Origin of the sequence: Borborobacter arsenicus, assembly GCF_003934165.1 — a bacterium.
GTDB classification, from domain to species: domain Bacteria; phylum Pseudomonadota; class Alphaproteobacteria; order Rhizobiales; family Rhizobiaceae; genus Pseudaminobacter; species Pseudaminobacter arsenicus.
This window is the reverse complement of sequence record NZ_ML133508.1, coordinates 445,005-461,514: the sequence shown is the minus strand read 5'-3', so window position 1 is coordinate 461,514 and position 16,510 is coordinate 445,005. Positions and strand designations below refer to the sequence as shown.

Annotated in this window: 14 protein-coding genes; 6 read left to right on the top strand and 8 right to left on the bottom strand. The window is 62.5% G+C overall.

The window, feature by feature from the left end:
- Positions 1 to 30: 30 nt before the first annotated feature.
- From EET67_RS02325 to EET67_RS02315, 3 genes are all read right to left on the bottom strand, one after another.
- Positions 31 to 993: a GlxA family transcriptional regulator gene (locus EET67_RS02325; RefSeq protein WP_128624574.1), complete on the bottom strand. Its 963-nt coding sequence runs from the start codon at positions 991 to 993 to the stop codon at positions 31 to 33.
- A gap of 86 nt (positions 994 to 1,079) precedes the next feature.
- Entirely contained in the window at positions 1,080 to 1,979 is a 900-nt protein-coding gene (folD, locus tag EET67_RS02320; protein ID WP_128624573.1) for a bifunctional methylenetetrahydrofolate dehydrogenase/methenyltetrahydrofolate cyclohydrolase FolD, read from the bottom strand.
- 115 nt (positions 1,980 to 2,094) lie between these two features.
- A complete protein-coding gene (locus tag EET67_RS02315) occupies positions 2,095 to 4,164 on the bottom strand; it encodes a GumC family protein (protein ID WP_128624572.1) in 2,070 nt (689 codons plus the stop codon).
- A gap of 166 nt (positions 4,165 to 4,330) precedes the next feature.
- Here EET67_RS02315 and EET67_RS02310 point away from each other — a divergent pair, with 166 nt between their 5' ends.
- Complete coding sequence (locus EET67_RS02310; protein ID WP_128624571.1) at positions 4,331 to 5,626, top strand: lipopolysaccharide biosynthesis protein; 1,296 nt, start codon at positions 4,331 to 4,333, stop codon at positions 5,624 to 5,626.
- Here EET67_RS02310 and EET67_RS02305 read toward each other — a convergent pair whose 3' ends face one another.
- From EET67_RS02305 to EET67_RS02295, 3 genes are read right to left on the bottom strand one after another with little or no spacing between them, the layout of a single operon-like run.
- Positions 5,627 to 6,478 carry a DUF6492 family protein gene (locus EET67_RS02305; RefSeq protein WP_165899773.1) on the bottom strand — a complete coding sequence of 284 codons (852 nt, stop codon included), beginning with the start codon at positions 6,476 to 6,478 and terminating at the stop codon, positions 5,627 to 5,629.
- A 56-nt stretch (positions 6,479 to 6,534) separates the two neighbouring features.
- On the bottom strand, positions 6,535 to 7,320 hold the full coding sequence (locus tag EET67_RS02300; RefSeq protein WP_128624569.1) for a WecB/TagA/CpsF family glycosyltransferase: 786 nt from the start codon (positions 7,318 to 7,320) through the stop codon (positions 6,535 to 6,537).
- Positions 7,317 to 8,492, bottom strand: coding sequence for a glycosyltransferase (locus EET67_RS02295; protein WP_128624568.1), 1,176 nt, complete (start codon positions 8,490 to 8,492; stop codon positions 7,317 to 7,319). Before EET67_RS02295 ends, EET67_RS02300 begins: the two co-directional genes overlap by 4 nt.
- A 273-nt stretch (positions 8,493 to 8,765) precedes the next feature.
- Here EET67_RS02295 and EET67_RS02290 point away from each other — a divergent pair, with 273 nt between their 5' ends.
- The 3 genes from EET67_RS02290 to proC are packed head-to-tail and all read left to right on the top strand — an operon-like array spanning position 8,766 to position 11,924.
- A complete protein-coding gene (locus tag EET67_RS02290) occupies positions 8,766 to 9,764 on the top strand; it encodes a glycosyltransferase family 2 protein (RefSeq protein WP_128624567.1) in 999 nt (332 codons plus the stop codon).
- Positions 9,733 to 11,052 carry an O-antigen ligase family protein gene (locus EET67_RS02285; protein ID WP_128624566.1) on the top strand — a complete coding sequence of 440 codons (1,320 nt, stop codon included), beginning with the start codon at positions 9,733 to 9,735 and terminating at the stop codon, positions 11,050 to 11,052. The genes EET67_RS02290 and EET67_RS02285 overlap by 32 nt, the downstream gene beginning before the upstream one ends.
- Before the next feature lie 56 nt (positions 11,053 to 11,108).
- Entirely contained in the window at positions 11,109 to 11,924 is an 816-nt protein-coding gene (gene proC / locus EET67_RS02280; protein WP_128624565.1) for a pyrroline-5-carboxylate reductase, read from the top strand.
- A 26-nt stretch (positions 11,925 to 11,950) separates the two neighbouring features.
- Here proC and EET67_RS02275 read toward each other — a convergent pair whose 3' ends face one another.
- Positions 11,951 to 13,267: an NAD(P)H-dependent oxidoreductase gene (locus EET67_RS02275; RefSeq protein WP_128624564.1), complete on the bottom strand. Its 1,317-nt coding sequence runs from the start codon at positions 13,265 to 13,267 to the stop codon at positions 11,951 to 11,953.
- A 33-nt stretch (positions 13,268 to 13,300) separates the two neighbouring features.
- Between EET67_RS02275 and EET67_RS02270 the strand changes: the two genes are divergently transcribed.
- Together EET67_RS02270 and EET67_RS02265 are read left to right on the top strand one after the other, a co-directional pair.
- The gene (locus EET67_RS02270; protein ID WP_128624563.1) at positions 13,301 to 13,816 is read left to right on the top strand and encodes a hypothetical protein; all 516 of its coding nucleotides are present in this window, start codon (positions 13,301 to 13,303) and stop codon (positions 13,814 to 13,816) included.
- Between the two features lie 272 nt (positions 13,817 to 14,088).
- Positions 14,089 to 14,985 carry a UTP--glucose-1-phosphate uridylyltransferase gene (locus EET67_RS02265; RefSeq protein WP_128624562.1) on the top strand — a complete coding sequence of 299 codons (897 nt, stop codon included), beginning with the start codon at positions 14,089 to 14,091 and terminating at the stop codon, positions 14,983 to 14,985.
- A gap of 3 nt (positions 14,986 to 14,988) precedes the next feature.
- Here the strand turns inward: EET67_RS02265 and EET67_RS02260 are convergent, their stop codons facing one another.
- Positions 14,989 to 16,203 carry a molybdopterin molybdotransferase MoeA gene (locus EET67_RS02260; RefSeq protein ID WP_128624561.1) on the bottom strand — a complete coding sequence of 405 codons (1,215 nt, stop codon included), beginning with the start codon at positions 16,201 to 16,203 and terminating at the stop codon, positions 14,989 to 14,991.
- Positions 16,204 to 16,510 lie beyond the last annotated feature (307 nt).

The following is a 16,510-nucleotide window of genomic DNA, read 5'->3' as shown; positions in this document are numbered from 1 at the left end:
GGATCGACCCTCCCCATCAAGGGGAGCGCCTCAATAGGTCGTGCGGCGCTCTTCGGAGGGCGGGCGGCCGAATTGCAGCCGGTAGCTTTGCGCGAAATAGGAATGCGAGGTGAAGCCGGTGGCGATGGCGATGTCGAGGATCGGCATATTGGTCTGGCGCAAAAGCTCACGAGCCCGCTCGAGGCGAAGCCGCATATAATAGCGGCCTGGCGTCACATTGAGATGGCGCAGGAACAGGCGCTCCACCTGTCGCACCGACAAGCCGGCCGAGCGGGCGAGTTCGACGGCTGAGAATGGCTCGTCGAGATTGTCGGCCATCAGTTCGACGATCTTGCGCAGCTTTTCGGACTTGCCGGTAAGGTCGCGCTCGGGCCCGACCCGCTGGCGGTCGCCGGCGGAGCGGATGCGCTCATGCTGGAACTGGTTGGCGACGCCATTGGCGATGTTGGAGCCGAAATCGGTACGTACGATCTCCAGCATCAGATCAATCGAGGTGGTGCCACCAGCGCAGGTGTAGCGCTTGCGGTCGATCTCGAACACATTGCCAGTGCACTCGATGTCGGGAAAGCGCTCGGTGAATCCGGCGCGGTTTTCCCAATGGATGGTGCAGCGATGGCCTTCGAGTTGGCCTGCCTCGGCCAGAAGATAGGAGCCGACCGAAAGCGCGCCGAGCGTGCCGCCGCGCCGACCCCAATTGCGCAGTGCGCCGAGCACCTTGCTCTTGCCGGGAAATTCGGTGGTGAGCCCGACGCAAACAAAGAGGATGTCGACCGGCGGGATGTCGGCGACGCTGTAGTCGATCTTCAGCGGCAGGCCGTTCGAGGCCATCACCGAATCGCCATCGGCCGAAACCGTGGTCCAGCCATAATAGTCGTGACCAAGCAGCCGGTTGGCGGATCGAACCGTGTCGATTGCCGCCGCCAGCGAAAACATGGAGAATTTGTCGACCAGCAGGAACGCGAACTGCCGGCCGCCCTGCACGAGATCGGACATGAGCGGCATTTCTACCCGAACGGGAAGAACAGGCAAGCCCGACCTATGGTTGGCTGCTTGCCTGCCTGTCGGCTAACACGCCCGGATCAGAAGGACGGACGCTCCACGCCTGCGGCCCGGCTGGCCGAAACCAGCGTATTGGCCATCAGAAGCGCAATCGTCATCGGGCCGACACCGCCCGGAACCGGCGTAATAGCACCGGCTGCTTTTTCGGCCCCCGCAAAATCGACGTCGCCGACCAGGCGAGACTTGCCCTCGCCTTTTTCAGGCGCAGGAATGCGGTTGATGCCGACATCGATGACTGTGGCACCCGGCTTGACCCAATCGCACTTGATCATTTCCGGCCGGCCGACGGCGGCGACCAGAATGTCGGCGGTGCGGCAGAGCCCCGGCAGATCCTTGGTGCGGCTATGGGCAATGGTGACGGTGCAATTGGCGGCAAGCAGCAGATTAGCCATCGGCTTGCCGACAATGTTGGAACGGCCGACCACCACCGCGTTGAGCCCCGACAGGTCCTTGCCGCGCACGCGCTCGATCAGAAGCATCGAGCCGGCAGGCGTGCAAGGAACGAAGGCGGTGTCGAGTTCGCCGGTGCCGAGCTTGCCCACATTGATGAAATGGAAGCCGTCGACGTCCTTTTCGGGCGCGATCGCCTGGATGATCTTGCCGGCGTCGATATGGTCGGGCAGCGGCAGCTGAACGAGAATACCGTGGACGGAAGAATCGGCGTTGAGATCGCCAATGAGCTTGAGCAGCGTCTCTTCGCTGGTGGAGGCATCTAGCGTGTGCTGGAAGGAATTAAAGCCGCATTCCTTGGCCTTCTTGCCCTTGGAGGAGACATAGACCTGGCTTGCGGGATCCTCGCCGACAATCACCACCGCCAGACCCGGCGTTACGCCATGCCGGCTTGTCAATTCGGCCGTGAGTTGCTTGACCTTTTCCACAACGCTTTCGGCAACCACCTTCCCGTCAATGAGCTCAGCCAAACTTTCCTCCAATGAATTATTTTTCGCTCATATGCATAGTCGGAAAATGCCCGCGACGCAATCCCAGCCGCGTCCAAGCCTGCCGCTACAGCGACAATACCGGAGGTTCAAGGGGTCAGAAATAACGACGGCGGGTGCGCGACTGTGCAAGCTCCTCAACGTCGCGACGAAAATCGCGCAGGCTGGCGCGAATTTCCTCGATCGGCGCCTGTGAGGAATCAAGGTCGGGCCGATAGCTGGACGGATCGGAACGTTCCACTCTTCCGACGATATGACCGGTGACCGAAACCGGCTCACGGAACGGGTAAGGGTCCTCGACTGGCCGGCCAGGATTGGCCGGCTGGTTTTCTCGATGCCTATCCGCAGCCCTGCTCCGGCCGGTCCTGCCCAAGCGGCGGCGGCGCTCGTTGGCGGTATCGCGCAAGCTTTCATAGGCGCCACGCATCCCACCCAGGCCGATGCCCGCAAACAAGCCCAGCATCAGCCCGGTCAACGCCATGGTGCTGCGTGACGGCCCGTTGGGCCGAAGCGGCGGATAGGCGACGGAAATGACGCTCATATTGGCGGTGTTGAGGTCCTTTTGCTGGCCGGTCTCGCGGGCGCGCAACAGGAACGCCTCATAGACTGCCCGCTGGGAGGCGGCGTTGCGCTCCAGTTCGCGCAAGGTCACAAGCTCGTTGCTGACATCACCCTGACGGACCTTGAGCTGGGCAAGGCGCGAGGCGAGTTCCTGTTCGAGCTGGACAGCGCGTTTCAGTTCGGTCTGCACCGAGGCGATGATGCGGCGCAGTTCGTTGCTGAGCTGGGTACGCGCGCCGGCAAGCTGCGCCTCCACCGCCTGAAGCTGCGGATGGCGAGGGCCGAGCCGCACAGCCAGCCGGTCGGCCTCGCTTTTAAGCGCGGCATATTGCGTGCGCAGTTCGGTCATGGTCGATGACGACACCTCCTCGGGCAGCGCACCGCCGAGAACGGAATCCACATCTATGTCCTTCGTCGATGCCGCCTTGGCGTTCAATTCCAGCGTATGGGCGCGGGCCACCGAAAGCTGCTCGTTGAGCTTCAGGATCTGGTCGTCGGTAATGAGGCGGCCCTGCGCATCGATGATGTCGTTTTCGGCCTTGAAGTTCTCCACCTTGCGCTCGGCCGCCTCGACGCCTGCGCGCAACTCGTCCAGCCGCGAGGTCAGTTCCTCGGTTGCGCGCCCGGCGGTATCCGACTGGAGTTCGCCATAGGTCTTGAGGAAGACATCGGCCATGGTGTTGGCGATCAAAGCGGACTTTTCGCCGTCCTGCGTCGTCACGCCGATGACGACGACGAAGGTCTTGCCGCCGCGCGCGACGCTGAGGTTTTCGGCAAGATGGGTGATGGCGATGGCACGGCGACGCCCCGGATCGTCGCCAGCCGCGCTACGCGACAAGAGCGAACGGATATCGGGAAAAAGACCGCCCCCGCCGGTGCCGTTGAATTCCGGGTCCTCATCAAGCTTGAGTTCCTCGACCACCTTGTTGAGAACCGTGCCCGAAGTGATGACGCGAACCTGGTTCTCGACGATGGCGAGCGTGGCCTCGTTGGAGAAACCGGCCTGGGTGAGATCACGCTCGACGATCTTGAGATCGCGCGGGTCGATCAGCAATTCGGTGGAGGCCTCGTATTTCTTCGGGGTCGAAAGTGCAATCGCAACACCGATCAAGGCGCCAAGCAGCGTGGTTGCCACGATCAGCAGCTTGGAGCGGGCGATGCCGCCAAAGACCTTCATCGGGTCGATCAGCGGCTTCCATTGCTGGTCGTCTTCCGGCCCTGTCGCGTCATCGCGGGCGGCTGAGGGCACGAGTGGCGCCTCTTCAGCAACTGCGGGACCTTCCCACATGTTATCATGCGCCATCGGCGCGGGGTGGTCTGCCGCCGGGCGTCTCACCCAATTTCCCAAAATATCCGGCAAGCGGCGAACAAGCGCGGACAAGCCGCTGTCCTTGCGGTTTTTTTCAGGTGGCTCGGCAAGCACCTCGCGCCTGCTCCGATAAACCGAAACCGCCGGCTCCTGTCGTTGCGGGCGTTCGGCAACATCTTCCTGTCCGCCCATCGCAAGGAGCGAGGCGGAAGAAGGCTTTTGCGCGCGCGCGTCGCCCGTGCTGCCGAACGCCAGCAGCGAGGGCTTTTGGTCATCGCGGTTCTCAGGGTCAAACATCTGGCTGCCGAACTTCCAAACGGGCGCGCGACCGGGGCGCCGATCGTTAAGTCACGCTAAACAGGCATGGAAAACAAAAGGTTAATTTTGCCTGTTATACTCGCGCAATAGCGAGAGCCAAGCTGACGAACGGCGCATTAAGCTTTCACCGCTAGTTTTTGCGCCGATGACCGAGACCAGCAATATCGGACCCGCACGGCTTGGCGCGCGCCTCGTCGCCTTCCTGACGGAACGGCGCGGGCTGGTGCGCGACTATTTTTCGGCGATCAGCGGTTCGGGCGGAAGGCTGGTGTTTTCGCTGATCTATTTCGTGGCGCTGGCCAATACGCTGTCGCTTGCCGATTTCGGGCTTTTCGCCACCGCTTCGGCCGCCGGCGTGATGCTGTCGCGGCTGCTTGCCTTCGGCTTCATTTCCGCACTCTACCGCACCGCAACAATCCGGCGGAACCTGATCGGCACCTTCACCGCCGGCTTCATCCTGCTTTCGGTGCTTTCGCTGCCGCTGCTGGCGGCGGCATCCTACGGTGTCTATCTGCTGTTTTTTGCCGGCGATCTCGCCCTTTCGGTCTTCGCCGCGGTCGTCTTTGCCGAAGCGCTGTTGTGGCGGCCGGTGGAGGTGGCGCTGATCGTAAATAACGGCCTGGGGCGCTTCGGTCGCGCCGCCGTCATGTCGATCCTTGGAACACTGATCCGCGCCCTGCTGGCGATGATGTTCATGTTCTGGCCGGCGCAAGGCATAGCGGAATGGTCGCTGTTCTACATTGCGGCCAATGCACTGTCGGCGGCGATCGCCTTCGGCTTCTTCTATCCGCGCCAGAGGCTGCGCCTGCATATACCGCTCTATAGGCGGCGGCTAGCGGATTCTATCTATGTCGCTGGCGCGGAAGTGCTGTTTTATCTGCAGATGGAGTTCGACAAGCTGCTGGTGCTTGCCATGGGCGGCCCGCATCTTGCCGGTCTCTATGCCATCATCATGCGGCTGGTGGACCTGACCGCGATCCCCATCCGCACCTTCTCGATGATGCTGGTGCAGAAGATGATGCGTGCGCCGGAACTGCTGGCGCGGCTGCGCATACGCGCTGGCATCGAGCTTGGCGTGTTCCTGGTATCGACGCTGGCGCTGATCGGCCTCGCGGTGATCCTGCATTTCTTCCCCAAAGCGCTCGGCAGCAATGTCGCCGAGGCAGCGCCGTTGGTGGCGCTGGCCATCTGCGTGCCGGGCCTGCGCAATCTGGTCGAATATGAGGCCGAACTGCTGTTTGCGCGCGGCCAGACGCTGATCCGGGCAATCAACCTCGCCCTGCTGGCCGGGCTGAAGGCGCTGCTGCTGGCATGGGTGCTTATGCGCGGTTATGAGCCGGCGGAACTTGTATGGTCGCTCAACGCGGTCTTCGCGCTGCTCTATCTGGCTTCCGCGCTGCTGACCTATTCGGCGCTGCGGCTGCCAGCAAAAGCGATCTGATCAAGCGTCTGCCAGTCGCCTTATCTGGGCGAGATCGGTGCCGATGAAGGATTGCATGCCGATGGCGACCTGCCCCGGCATCATGTCCGCCACGAAAGCTGCAAATTGGGCATCGGACAAAGGCTGGCCGGTCCAGTGGACGCGGCAAAATTCTTGGCCCCCGTGGAAATGGCCGCGCCCGCCGATCACCTCGTCGACAAAGCGGCCGTAAAGCATGCATTCGGAGAATCGGCGGTCCGCGCCGATCACCTCGATCCAGTGCCGGCCATGGGTAGCTTCAATATGTGCGCACATGTCGAGCACGCTTTGCCGGCGCCAGGCGATCAGCGTGGAGATATAGTCATGTGGCGAGGTCGCTGGGCTGGCGATGCCGAGCGCCCTCGCCGCGTTTCTGGACCATGCAAGATGGGTGTCATGGCCGCCGGCCAGAAGCGCGTCGTCGCGCCGGAACAATCGGACCTTGTTGCCCTGCCGGAAAGCGGCGCAATCGAACGGCTTGAGGAACACCACATCGGAATCGCAGAACACCAGAATATCCTCGCCGGCATGCCCTGCGATGGCGATGCGGCGCAATTGCTGCACATGCCAACCGCGCAGCGGCATCGTCTTGGAACTGAGCCAGATGCGGCGCCGAAACAGGCTGAGCGGGTCATCGAATGCATGCAGCCATTTCGGCAGCAGGTCGCGCTCATCGATCACGCTGCGGTTGGAGGTTTCGAGCTGGCGGAAGAGAGCGACGTCGCGGTGCTCGACCAGAATGTAATGATGCCCCATGCCGGTGACATGGCGATCGACCGTTTCGCACAACAGCTGGCAGCGCTCGAAATCCGGCGCATAGCTCGCCGTCACCATTGCCGCAGTCAAGGTTGGCGAGGATGCATTCGCCTGTGGATCGTGTGAAGGGCTGTTCAAGAAACGGCCTTCGAGCCGCGAAGCTTCTGGCGCAGTGCACGCGCGAGAAACAGCGGATTGCCGACGATGTAGCGGTGCCAGAGCCGCCGTGGCTCGATCAGCAGCCGGAACACCCATTCCAGCCGCAGCCGGCGCATCCAGGCCGGGGCGCGGGGTACTGCCCCGCTCAGGAAATCGAGCAGAGCCCCCACCGCAATGGGAAGGGTGCAATGGCGCTCGGTCATGTTGCGGGCGATCCACAGTTCCTGCCGGGGCACGCCCATGGCTACCAGAAGCACGTCTGGGCGCAGCGCCTCGATGCGCGCGACGATCTCCGGCTCCTGTTCGGGCGAGAAATAGCCGTCATGGATGACGGCGAAGCTGTGCTGGGGAGCAAGCGCGGAGAGCTTGCGGGCGGCCCCATCGGCATTGCGCCGGGATGCACCGAGAAGCCCCACCGTCAGCGGCCGGGTGGTAGCACGCAGGAAACCGGGCACGAAGTCCGTACCGTTCAGATTGGAGGGAAATGGCGCGCCATAGAGGAGCCTTGCAGCAATATCGACGCCAATGCCGTCGGGCAGGATCAGGAAATCATCCAACGCCTTGGCGAATTCCCGGTCGGCGCAAGCGATATTGGCGTTGTGGGCGTTGAGAAAGCTGACCTTGGTGAATCTACGCTCGGCCAGGCTGGTCTTGAGAAGGGCGATGGCCTCGCCCCAATCGATGCTGGCGACAGCGATGCCGAGGATATTCTTCGAGGCGGCGACACCGGGAATGGAACGTGCGGTGGCATGCATGTTCATGCAGCGATCTCATGGCGTGAGTGGCCGAGCGTTTCCAGGCCCCGCGCTATCCGTGCGTCGAGCGCCGAAAGCTGGCGGCGATGGAATGCGGAACCGTCGATGGCATCGCTCCTGGCGTCGGCGGCCTGTTCCAGCGCCCTGGCAAAGGCGACGGGATCGTCGCAGACCACGCAATTTTTCGGCAAATGATCGATACCACGAAGCGCATTGCGCGTGGCCACGGAAGGCAACCCGAATTCGAATGTCTCGATGGTCTTCAACTGGACGCCGGTGCCCGCACGGCTGATCAGCGGCACCACCGCAGCGCTGCGGATGAACGCTTCCGCGTCCGGCACGCGGCCGACGAATTCGACCCCCGGATGCAACGAAGCCAGATCGGCCGGGCGGCTACCGGCTATCCTGATGCGGAAATCCTTGCGCAGATGCGGCACGACCTCGCCAAGAAACCAGTCCAGACCGATCCGGTTCGGCTGCCAGGTCCAGGTGCCGATCAGCGCGGCATCGCAATCGATCCGGCGACCGACAGCCAGACGCGGCGCCTTGGCGCGTGTGACCAGCGGCAGGGCGGCCGATCTTTCATCAGATTCTACACCGAGCGCGGCACGATCCTCCTCCGCCAGAGTGAAGACAAAGCGGGCCTTGGCGCAAAGACGCTCTTCCAGCCTCTTCAACAGCCGAGCCTCGCGCCGGTAGAGAAAGCGCTGCAGGAGGCCAGTCGCGGCGGCGGCGTTTTCCAGCGCCGACTGGTGCTCGACATTATGGGCCACGAAGATGGATGGCAGGTTCTCGAAGAGATTTTCGAAAGCGCCGGCGAATTGCACCGAATTCAGGACATAGCCGTCGAAGGGGCCTGCCTTTTTGATCGCCTGCCTGATCTGATCGGCCGGAACGGCCCGCAGCTTGACGGAGGAGAAGGTCAGGCCTGAAAGCGTCGCCTTGGCGAGCCAGCCAAACTTCTGCCCAGCGCTTGCAGTGTCGGTGCGGACATCGAGCTGACCGAGCACGACAGTGTTCTGCGGATCGGAAGGCTGCTTGCCGGGCCAGCAGAAGCCGAGCACCGTGACCCTGGCGCCGGATCGGCGCAATGCGTCGATGATCGCCGCATTGGCGATCTCGTAACCCGATCCAAGCGCGCCGTCGGGCACGATCGACGTTGCAAATAGAAGATGCATCATGGCTGTCCTATGCTGCACTCGCTAGCAGAGCGCAGTGAACCGTTGATTAAGCTTCCGGGCGAGATTGACTCGATCCTTGCCGGCCGCAGTTGATCCGCGAAAGGTGTTTAACGGATCGTTATCGCCGTCAGTGTTAGCTGTGGACTTAGAGCCCGTGCGTCCAACCAGACGCACAAAGGACGCTCTAACACTTTGACTGAGCATCGGATTATTCCGAATAACCGGCTTCCACTTTTCGGTCCGATGCTCTGGTTTCGAGATGTGTGACGTATGACACTTATGCCATCAGACGGCGCCATATCGATTGCCGGCAAGACACCCGGATTGGATTGCGACGCGATCGAAGCGGTGGTGACCGTGCCGACATTCAAGCGGCCGCAGCAACTGCTTGCGACGCTGGAATCGCTGCGTGCACAGCAGACACAGCGGCGCTTTGCCGTAATTGTCATGGAAAACGAGGCGGAGGCATGTGCAGGCGCGCAGGCAGCGGTGCCGCTGTTCGACAGCAGGCATTTCAGCGGCATGGTGATCATCGCGCATCAACGCGGCAATTGCAGCGCCTACAATGCTGGCTGGCAAACGGCAATCCGCTATTTTCCGGCTTTCCGTCACCTGCTGGTGATCGACGATGACGAGGTCGCCGACGAAAACTGGCTGGAACGCATGTGCCTGACGGCCGAGACGCTGGAAGCCGACATCGTCGGCGGGCCGCAGGTGCCGGTATTCGCCGAGGCGGCGCATCAGAAATGGGCGCGCCATCCGGTGTTTGCTCCTCCCTATACGCAGAGCGGGCGTGTGCGCGCGCTTTACTCATCCGGCAATCTTCTGGTTTCGCGCGTCGTTCTGGCGGCCATGGGTCCGCCCTTCCTCGACCTGAAGTTCAATTTCATGGGTGGCGGGGATTCGGACTTCCTGAGCAGGGCAGCGCAGCGCGGCTTCAAGCTTTGCTGGTGCGCCGAGGCTCCCGTCTACGAAACCATACCTGCACGGCGCGTGGAGGCCGACTGGATCCGCAAGCGCAGCCTGCGCAACGGCGTCATCTCGACGCTGGTGGAAAAGAAGAAGCGGGCCGGCACGCCTTTTGCCAATACCAAAGTGTTCCTGAAAAGCCTGGCCCTGCTCGGCCTGTCGCCGCTTCGCGGAGCCTCATGGGCGGCAAAATCCGGCTGGCCCGCCGTCGGGCTCTATCCGATCTATGTGGCGCTCGGGCGGGTGATGGCGGAGTTCGGATATGCCAATGAGCAGTACCGGCAGCCTGAAAAGAACTGAGCACGCCACCATAGCGGACGCGTTCCCGCGCGATCGTATCGCGACGGCAATTGCGGCGATCCTGCTGACGATGGTGATGGTGTCGTTCCGGCCATTCCAGCCGAGCGGCGCGGAACTGACGACCACTGGCGGCGATGTCGTCAACCAGCTTGGCTATGGCGGGCTTGGCGGGTTTGCCGTCTTTTCGCTGTTGACCTTTGCCGAGCGACGGGTGCTGCCGGCCCTGTTCGGCCCCTCCTTTCTGCTGGTGATCGGGTTTTTCCTGCTGTCGGCGTTCAATGCGACCAGTCCCGACGAGGCCCTGCGTGCCGCCTCCTTCACGCTGATCGGCATTCTGGTGATGGCTGCCGTGCTGGCGATCCCACGCGATGCCGAAGCCTTCTCCACCGTCATCGCCTTTACTGGACTGACCGTTCTTGCCCTGTGCTATGTCGGACTGGTGATATTCCCCAACGAGGCGAAGCATCTGGCGGATTCCGCCGAACCGCAGCATGCCGGCCTGTGGCGCGGCGTGTTCACGCACAAGAACATCGCCGGGCCGGTGATGGCCTGTCTGAGCTTTGGCGGGCTCTATCTGTTCCGGCGCGGCTGGAAGGGCGTTGGCGGGGTCGTTCTCGCCGGCGCCATGATCTTCATGCTGAACACCGGTTCCAAGACCACGGCGGGGCTGGTACCTTTCTCGATCCTGATGGTGGCGCTGCCGGGCATGATCGGCATGCGCGTCCTGACGCCGATCCTGTTTCTCTTCGCCATCATCGTAACGGCATTGGGCACGCTCGGCATCGTCTTCATAGATCCGCTCAAGCAACTCGCCTACCAGATCGTGCCGGACCTGACCTATACCGGCCGCACGACGCTGTGGGAATTCGGCGGCGAAATGATCGCGCAACGCCCTTGGCTAGGTTATGGCTATGAAAGCTTCTGGGGCACGCCTTTCCTGACCAATACCGACCAACCCTTCGACCGCGCCTGGGACATCCGCACCATGGTGCACGGCCATAATGGCTATCTCGATATCGCGGTGACCATGGGCATTCCGGCGCTGATTGCGGCATGCTGGGCCTTCTTCGTCGCGCCGACACGGGACTATTTGCGCATCCCGCTGCGCAAGGAAAATATCTATCTCGGCGACTTCTTCATGATGACGCTGCTGTTTACGGCGCTGAATTCCTTTCTGGAGAGCTTCTTCTTCCGCCGCGCCGACCCGGTCTGGCTGCTTTTTGTCTTCAGCATCATCGGGCTGAGGCTGGTGGCACGTTTTCCGGTACGAAGCGGCCACGCCGGCTGACGGGTCTTTCCTGCCTCTGCGAGAGGGGATAAGGAGAACCGATCTGGAGGATCGAAATGACCGTGAAAGTCGTGCTCGCCGGTTGCGGCAATATGGGATACGCCATGCTCGCCGGCTGGCTGAAATCGGGCCGGCTGCAGCCGGCGGAAACCTTTGTCATCGAGCCCAATGAAGAGTTGCGTGCGCGCGCGCAGAAGCTCGGCAGCGCCGTCGGTGGCGATGCGTCCGACATTCCGGCCGGCACCACGCCGAAGCTGGTGGTGCTGGCGGTGAAGCCGCAGGTGATCCGTGACGTAACGGCCGCCTACAAAAATCTCGGCGACGGCGAAACCACCTTTGTCAGCGTCGCGGCCGGCACGCCGATCGCGACATTCGAGGAGATATTGGGGAGCAAGACCCCGATCATCCGCGTGATGCCGAACACACCGGCGGCGATCGGCAAGGGCATGATGGTGTCATGCGCCAACGGCAATGTCAGCACCGAAACCAGCGCCTTCGTTGAAAAGCTGCTGGCGGCAAGCGGTGCGGTGGCGACGGTGGACGACGAAAGGCAGATGGATGCGGTGACTGCCGTTTCGGGTTCCGGGCCAGCCTATATTTTCCACTTCATCGAGTGCCTGACGGCAGCCGCGGAACAGGCGGGACTGCCCAAGGAGACGGCCAAGCTGCTTGCCATGCAGACGGTCTATGGCGCGGCAAGCCTCGCCGCCGAAAGCGACGAAGAACCAGGCACACTGCGCCAGCAAGTGACCAGCCCCAAGGGCACGACGGCGGCGGCCCTTGCAGTACTGATGGGCAATGACCGGCTGAAGACGCTGGTGGGCGAGGCAGTTGAAGCCGCGCGGCGGCGCTCGATCGAACTGGGGAAGTAGTTTCGTAGTAAGTTGCCTGCAGGGCGTCACGCCCTGCCGTAGAGCATCTCGTCCTGCCTGCGGCGCAACTCGTAAAGGCGCGTGGTGGGATCGGGCGCGGCGTTGTCGGCGGTAAGCAATTCGCCCTTCTTCACCGGCTTCAGCACCTTGCCGCCTTCCAGCAGGCCGACCGGCACCGCATGGCCGGCGCGCGCCTCCTCCACCGTCATCGTCCAGGAGCGGTAGCAGGTCTCGCCGATGGCATCCAGGGTTTCGCCGGCGGCAAGATCACGCTTGGCGACGGCGCAGACCTCGGCCACCGGGCGCGGCAGCGGCACCATGTCGGGCCGGCCGTAGAGCATGATGCGGGCGGCCGTCAGCGGCACTTCGAGGCTGGTCAGGTGATAGGGCCGGAAGAAGCTGTAATAGGGCCCCTTGCCGATATTGAGGTCGTCCATGCGCTCGATGATGCGCGGATGGGTCGCTTCCACGATGACGAACACGCCGGGCGCAACGCCCTTGCCGATGGTGTAATCGACAACGCCCTTTTTCGACAGCAGCCCGCCATCTTCGCGCGGGATCAGCACCTTGGCCAATTCGTCGCGATTGGCCGCCGGCCCGTGCATGCCCGGCCTGTCCGGCACCAGGCCGGTGGCGTTGGCGATGGCGCACATCTCGACCATGGTCTTGGAACCATCCACGAACTCGACCAGCATGCGCGGGTTCATGTTACGGCGCTCAGCTTCCTCACGATAGTCGTCGGGAACGGCATCATGATTGAGCGGGTTGTTCTTGCCCTTGCCGGCCGAGACGATGGTGTAGCCAAGCGCGGTCGCAAACTCGATCAGTTCCATGCAGCTCGAAGGCTCGTCGCCGGCGCCAACCGAATAGACGACGCCGAGCTTGTCGGCCTGTTTCTTCAGATAGGCGCCGATGGTGACGTCGGCCTCGACATTCATCATGACCAGATGCTTGCCGTGCTCCATGGCCATCAGGTCGAAATCGGCGGCGACACCGGGCTTGCCGGTGGCGTCGATGACGACGTCGATTAGCGGATTGGTGACCAGCATCTCATTGGAGGTGATCACGATCTTTCCGGCTTCAATGCCCGATGTGACCTTCGACTGGGTATCAGCCTCGGCGGCCTTGGCGTCGTCGCCATAGGCGATACCGATTGCAGCACGAGCCGTATGCGGGCGGCGCGTTGAAACTGCGCAGACCTCGACGCCGGGCATCAGCATCGCCTGTGTCACCAGGTCAGTGCCCATCTCGCCGGACCCGATGACCCCGATGCGGATCGGACGGCCCTCCTCTTCTCGCTTGGCAAGATCACGGGCAAGCCCGGTAAGGGCGATATTGGTCATGACAGGTCCGATACGTGACAAGATCAGGGAGATATGTGGAAGCACGGCCCTCTTGCCAAGGAAACCGCCGCCCGTCCAGTCACACTCTACCACCTGGCCGGCGCCTGCAAGCTGAAGCGTCGATTTGTGCTGAGCCCTAACGGCTTTGCTGATAGGGTTCGGCAACCGCAAATCGACCGAGGGCACGCAGCAATGGCACTGTTCCGCTTCCGCACCAGAAATCCGGAGCGCGACCGTGAGGCCGATGAAAGCCGGCAGCGGCGGCTGCACCAGTTTCTGGACGAATTGCGTTCGGAAATCCTGCGCGAGCGCGATGGGCTGAAGGAGCGCTACGAGAAGATCACCGCCGACGCAGCCTTCTCGCAGCAGGCGCTCGAAGACAATCGCGCTGCCACAGCAACGTCAGCGAAGATAGACGAGATGACCGAATCGATGATCGGCTACACCAAACGTATAGGCTTGCTCGAGCAGCAGATCAGCTTCATGAACCAAATGCTGGGCCAGGCTGAGCTTTTCTCCCCGGCGAAAATCGGCGACGAATCGTCTTAACAGGGTTGGGAGATTTACGCTCACGGGGCTGCAAACGCCATATTGTGGTCATTCCGTTGCGCCACGTCTGCTCCCACGAGACAGGGATACCGGATCGTGCAAGCCAGTCTGGTGGAACAAAACCACGGGTCGGGTGTTCTTGAAATCGTCGGCAGGACGCGATTTCACGCGTCGAGCCTCTTTAAAAGTAAAAGCTTGCCGGCCAGTCGATCGCTGGGCGGGTAATTCTGGAATTGGGCGGGTCGCCAAAATTGCAGAACAGGGATGGTGTGATGAAACAAGTGAAGAAGGCGGTGATCCCGGTGGCGGGGTTGGGAACGCGTTTCCTGCCGGCGACCAAGGCGATGCCGAAGGAGATGCTGACGGTGGTCGATCGGCCGGTGGTGCAATATGCGGTCGATGAGGCGCTGGAGGCCGGCATCGAGCACATCGTCTTCGTCACCGGCCGCAACAAGCATGTCATCGAGGACTATTTCGACATCCAGCCCGAGCTGCTCGACACGCTGACGCGCACGAACAAGGTCGGCCAGATCACCGCCCTGCAGGCGCTGCAGCTGCCGGCCGGCGCGGTCTCGTTCACCCGCCAGCAGGTGCCGCACGGGCTTGGCCATGCGGTGTGGTGCGCGCGCGACATCATCGGCGACGAGCCGTTTGCGCTGCTGTTGCCCGACATGGTGTCGTTCGGGGCCCGCGGCTGCCTGGCCGGGGCGATGGAGCTTTACGAGCGCACCGGCGGCAATGTGATCGCGGTCGAGCAATGCGGCCCGACCGAGACCAACAAATACGGCATTGTCGGCAAGGGCGGCGAGGTCGGCTCGGGCTTTGTCGTGACCGAAATGGTGGAAAAGCCGGACCCGGCGCAGGCGCCCTCCAACTACTACATCAACGGCCGCTACATATTGCAGCCGGAGGTGTTCGAGCTGCTCGGCACGCAGGAGCGCGGCGCCGGCAACGAGATCCAGCTCACCGATGCGATGAAGCGCCTTGCCGACAGCCAGGCCTTCCACGCCCATCCCTATGCCGGCCGCACCTTCGACTGCGGCTCCAAGGAGGGCTTCATCCAGGCCAATGTCGCCTTCGCGCTGGCACGCGCCGACATCCGCGACCTCGTCTTCGGCCCCATCGCCGAGATGATCGCGGGACAGGAGCGGCGCAACAAGGCGGCATAAAGGTCAAGCCAGGCCCATCTGCCGGAAGCTGTAGAAGGGCACGAACTCGCCTGTATCGAGAGAACCACGCGATGCAGGCAGTTCCGCCAGCCCGTCAGCCATGACCAGCGGCAGGAGCCGCGCCGAGCCGCCCTTTCCAAGCATCTCCACAAGCGGGATTCCGTCCGCGTCGGGACCGACGATGCGGACGGGAACGAACTCTGTCTTGCGTGGAACGTGGTGGAACTCGCCTGCGGTCTTTGCGATTGCCGGTCGATTGTGCGGGTCGAGACCGGCCTGCATGCGCACAAGCGGCAGCATGAACAGAAAACCCGTCACCAATGCCGCCATCGGATTTCCCGGCAAATGCAGTGTGCGGCAAGCCCCCAGCGAACCGAACGCTATAGGCTTGCCCGGCCGTAGCGCCAATGCGCAGACCGAAGTGTTGCCGCCAGCGGCAGACACTGCGGCTGTGACGAGATCGGCGTCGCTGCCTGCAACACCTCCCGACGTCACGATCAAGTCGAGACCCCGATTATTGGCAAAGGCGCCGGCAAGCGAATCGAGATCATCCGGGACGATGCCGAGATCGGTCACGACCGCGCCGGTCAATCTCAGCATCGACAGGAGGAAGAACCGGTTGATCTCGACGATCCGCCCGTTTCCGGCTTCGTTTCCCGGCTCCAACAGTTCGTTTCCAGTCGACATCACTCCCACACGCGGCGCGCGGCGCACAACGACCCGGCCAACCCCGGCCACCGCAAGCAGCGCCAGATGCCGGGCAGTCAGAAGCGAGCCTGCCGGAACGATTGTGGTGCCGAGTTGAACATCCTCGCCGGTGCGGCGGATATTCTTGCCGGCAGTGACGGTGCGATGGATGGTGACCGCGCCATCGGCCACCTCGGCCCCCTCGTCGAGCACCACCGCCGCAGCGCCGTCCGGCACCATGGCGCCGGTCATGATACGAATCGCATGGCCGGGCCGAAGAGTGGTGTCCGGCCGCTCACCGGCTCGCAACTCAGCCTGGAGACGGAGCCGAAACGGCAACGCACCGCCAAGATCGTCGGCATGGACGCAAAAGCCGTCCATTGCGGAATTGTCGAAGGCCGGAAGCCTGACCGACGATGTAATATCCTCCGAAGCGATCCTGCCCAGCGCTTCGCCGAGCGGAACCCGTTCGATCGAGCCGATGGCCGAGACGCCGGAAAGGATATTTGTCAGCGCTGCATCGGGCGTCATGTTTCAGTTTCGACCTTGCACTAGAGCATTTTGCAGTCAGACAGAATCGTCTGACGTTGCACAAATGCGGCTAAAGAAACCAACTGGAGCAGCAGGGCACGCGTTCGTCAGAACGCCCGCTGCTCTAGGACGGGCATCATCAGATGCCTTTCGCGCCTTATCAATGTCATTGCCGCTAAACAGATGGATATTCAGGAGTTTTCCCCCATCCCATCATCCCGGGAAACCACAGGCTGCGCCAGCGGGGGCAAACATATATGATGGCTGATACCTTCCAGCGGGTTCCCGCTTTCTCCCACACAAAATG

What these genes read in the sequence shown, in the direction of transcription:
- EET67_RS02325 (WP_128624574.1), bottom strand. Translation starts at nt 993, where the DNA reads ATGTCCGATCTCGTGCAGGGCGGCCGGCAGTTCGCGTTCCTGCTGGTC.
- EET67_RS02315 (WP_128624572.1), bottom strand. Translation starts at nt 4,164, where the DNA reads ATGTTTGACCCTGAGAACCGCGATGACCAAAAGCCCTCGCTGCTGGCG.
- EET67_RS02310 (WP_128624571.1), top strand. Translation starts at nt 4,331, where the DNA reads ATGACCGAGACCAGCAATATCGGACCCGCACGGCTTGGCGCGCGCCTC.
- EET67_RS02305 (WP_165899773.1), bottom strand. Translation starts at nt 6,478, where the DNA reads ATGGTGACGGCGAGCTATGCGCCGGATTTCGAGCGCTGCCAGCTGTTG.
- EET67_RS02300 (WP_128624569.1), bottom strand. Translation starts at nt 7,320, where the DNA reads ATGAACATGCATGCCACCGCACGTTCCATTCCCGGTGTCGCCGCCTCG.
- EET67_RS02295 (WP_128624568.1), bottom strand. Translation starts at nt 8,492, where the DNA reads ATGCATCTTCTATTTGCAACGTCGATCGTGCCCGACGGCGCGCTTGGA.
- EET67_RS02290 (WP_128624567.1), top strand. Translation starts at nt 8,766, where the DNA reads ATGACACTTATGCCATCAGACGGCGCCATATCGATTGCCGGCAAGACA.
- EET67_RS02285 (WP_128624566.1), top strand. Translation starts at nt 9,733, where the DNA reads ATGAGCAGTACCGGCAGCCTGAAAAGAACTGAGCACGCCACCATAGCG.
- proC (WP_128624565.1), top strand. Translation starts at nt 11,109, where the DNA reads ATGACCGTGAAAGTCGTGCTCGCCGGTTGCGGCAATATGGGATACGCC.
- EET67_RS02275 (WP_128624564.1), bottom strand. Translation starts at nt 13,267, where the DNA reads ATGACCAATATCGCCCTTACCGGGCTTGCCCGTGATCTTGCCAAGCGA.
- EET67_RS02270 (WP_128624563.1), top strand. Translation starts at nt 13,301, where the DNA reads ATGTGGAAGCACGGCCCTCTTGCCAAGGAAACCGCCGCCCGTCCAGTC.
- EET67_RS02265 (WP_128624562.1), top strand. Translation starts at nt 14,089, where the DNA reads ATGAAACAAGTGAAGAAGGCGGTGATCCCGGTGGCGGGGTTGGGAACG.
- EET67_RS02260 (WP_128624561.1), bottom strand. Translation starts at nt 16,203, where the DNA reads ATGACGCCCGATGCAGCGCTGACAAATATCCTTTCCGGCGTCTCGGCC.